Origin of the sequence: Arthrobacter sp. NPDC090010 (assembly GCF_044748305.1) — a bacterium.
GTDB lineage: Bacteria > Actinomycetota > Actinomycetes > Actinomycetales > Micrococcaceae > Arthrobacter_E.
Window position 1 is genome coordinate 1 of record NZ_JBIVFT010000003.1, and the last position, 2,947, is coordinate 2,947.

Annotated in this window: 2 protein-coding genes; both read right to left on the reverse strand. The window is 64.8% G+C overall.

Annotated elements, in window-relative coordinates:
• Positions 1-154: 154 nt before the first annotated feature.
• Positions 155-784, reverse strand: a complete 630-nt coding sequence (locus ACIPXZ_RS05355; protein ID WP_400591112.1) for a nucleotide exchange factor GrpE — start codon at positions 782-784, stop codon at positions 155-157.
• A 2-nt stretch (positions 785-786) separates the two neighbouring features.
• Complete coding sequence (gene dnaK, locus ACIPXZ_RS05360; RefSeq protein ID WP_400591114.1) at positions 787-2,640, reverse strand: molecular chaperone DnaK; 1,854 nt, start codon at positions 2,638-2,640, stop codon at positions 787-789.
• Between the last annotated feature and the right edge of the window lie 307 nt (positions 2,641-2,947).

Sequence of the window (2,947 nt, forward strand, 5' to 3'; positions counted from 1 at the left end):
TTTTTGCGGGGGCGCCGTGCGCTTGGCCAAAACATTTTTTTTTTAAATTTTCTTTACCCCCCGGGCGGGGGGGGGGGGGGGGGTTTTTTTTTTTTTTTTTTTTTTTGGGGGGGGGGGGGGGGGGCGGGGCCCCCCCCACCGCGAAAGATCCTGCTTACTGCGGGACCGAGACGATGACCTGCGCGGCACGCAGGACACGGGAGGAGGTGCGGTAACCGGCCCGCAGGACCTGGCTGACCGTATCCGCCTCGACATCGCCCGGCTGCTGGATGAGGGCCTCGTGGATGTTCGGGTCGAACTCCACCCCGGTCTCCTCGATGCGCTCCAGCCCGTAGGTCTTGAGCGTGTTCTCCAGCTTGCCGGCGATCGCTGCGAACGGGCCGTCGGCGAGGTCGCCGTGGGCACGTGCCGCATCGATGTCATCCATGACCGGGAGGATGGCGTTCAGAACGCCGATCACGGCCATCTCTCCCGCCACGGCCCGGTCGCGCTCGACGCGCTTGCGGTAGTTGACGTACTCGGCCTGAAGACGCAGCAGATCGTTGCGCAGCTCATCCGCCTCGGACGACGACGCAGCGCCTTCCGATTCGGCTCCGGCGGCGTTGAGGATCTCCTCCGCCTGACCGAGAGCGTCAGCCGTTGCCTCGGAGCTCTGCGACTCCCCCTGGGGGTTCCGCGCCTGGCCGGTCTCCGGGTCAACCTTGCGGTTGTCCCGGATGACCGGTTCCTGGCGCTCGTCCCCGGTCCCGGAGCCGTGCTCTGCTTCGTTACCGTGGTGCGGCATGGTTACTTCTTCTCGTCTTCGTCGATGATCTCGGCGTCGACGATGTCCTCTTCGGGAGCACCGGCCGAGGCGCCCTCCGCACCGGCAGCACCGGCGTCGGCGGCCTGAGCCTGCGAGTAGATCGCCTCACCGAGCTTCGTCTGGGAAGCCTGCAGCTTCTCGAACGCAGCCTTCACGGCGTCCTCATCGGTACCCTCGAGGGCGGCCTTGAGAGCGTCGACGTCGGCCTTGACCTCGGTCTTGACCTCTTCCGGCAGCTTGTCGTCGTTGTCGGCGATGAGCTTGTCCGTGGAGTAGGCGAGCTGCTCTGCGGCGTTGCGGGTGTCCGCGGCCTCGCGGCGGGCCTTGTCCTCAGCGGCGTGTGCCTCGGCGTCGGCCACCATGCGCTCGATGTCGTCCTTGGAGAGGGCGCTGCCACCGGAGATCGTCATGGACTGCTCGGTGCCGGTGCCCTTGTCCTTGGCGGACACGTGCACGATGCCGTTGGCGTCGATGTCGAAGGTGACCTCGATCTGCGGCACGCCACGCGGGGCGGGGGCGATGCCGGTCAGCTCGAAGGTGCCCAGCGGCTTGTTGTCCCGGGTGAACTCACGCTCGCCCTGGAAGACCTGGATGGACACGGACGGCTGGTTGTCATCCGCCGTGGTGAAGGTCTCGCTGCGCTTGGTCGGGATCGCGGTGTTGCGCTCGATCAGCTTGGTCATGACGCCACCCTTGGTCTCGATGCCGAGGGAGAGGGGGGTCACGTCGATCAGGAGCACGTCCTTGCGCTCACCCTTGAGGACGCCGGCCTGCAGGGCTGCGCCCACGGCCACGACCTCGTCCGGGTTGACGCCCTTGTTGGGCTCCTTGCCACCGGCGAGCTCCTTGACCAGCTCGGACACGGCCGGCATACGGGTGGAGCCACCGACGAGCACGATGTGGTCGATGTCGGAGACCTTGATGCCGGCTTCAGCGATCACGTCGTTGAACGGCTTCTTGGTGCGCTCCAGCAGATCCTTCGTGAGGTCCTGGAACTTGGCGCGGGACAGGGTCTCGTCCAGGTGCACCGGGCCATCGGGGGTGACGGAGAGGTACTGGAGCGAGATGTTGGTGCTGGTCGAGGAGGAGAGTTCCTTCTTGGCCTGCTCGGCGGCCTCGCGCAGACGCTGGAGGGCGATCTTGTCCTTCGAAAGATCGATGCCCTTCACCTTGAGCTGGCTCAGCAGGTACTCGACAACGCGGTTGTCCCAGTCGTCGCCGCCGAGGCGGTTGTCGCCGGCGGTCGCGCGGACCTGGATGGTGGAGAAGCCGTCGTCGTCCTTGCCGACTTCCAGCAGCGAGACGTCGAAGGTGCCGCCACCGAGGTCGAAGACCAGGATGAGTTCGTCTTCCTTGCCCTTGTCCAGGCCGTAGGCGAGAGCAGCGGCAGTCGGCTCGTTGACGATGCGCAGGACGTTGAGGCCCGCGATCTCACCGGCTTCCTTGGTGGCCTGGCGCTCGGCGTCGTTGAAGTATGCCGGAACGGTGATCACCGCGTCGGTGACCTTCTCGCCAAGGTACGCCTCGGCGTCGTTCTTGAGCTTCATGAGGGTACGGGCGGAGATCTCCTGCGCCGTGTACTTCTTGCCATCGATGTCGATGCTCCAGTCAGTGCCCATGTGGCGCTTGACGGAGGCGATGGTGCGGTCGATGTTGTTGACGGCCTGGCGCTTGGCGATCTCACCGACGAGGACCTCGCCGGACTTGGAGAACGCGACGACGGACGGCGTGGTGCGGCCGCCTTCGGCGTTGGCGATGACGGTGGGCTCGCCGCCTTCCAGAACGGAGACGACCGAGTTGGTGGTTCCGAGGTCGATGCCTACAGCACGTGACATGCTTTGTTTCCTTCCGTTGCTGAGTGAAGTGTTCTGCGCCCAACCCTTGAGCGCTCTGCACTCAACTTTACTCTTAAGATCCAGAGTGTCAAAAAAAGTTGAGTGAAGTCGACTCAAGTTCACTGTGGGCGAACATGCGGTGGTCAAGTCACAGCGAGCGCGGCCTCAGACCGTTTCCGCGCCCTGTTTCGGTTTGTGGGGCCCCCATTGGGGGGCCAAACCCAAAAACGGGGCGGGAACCGTGTTGGGGCGCGCGGCCGGGGGCGTTAGCACCCGCATTTACCCCACACTGTACATTTGTTTAAGT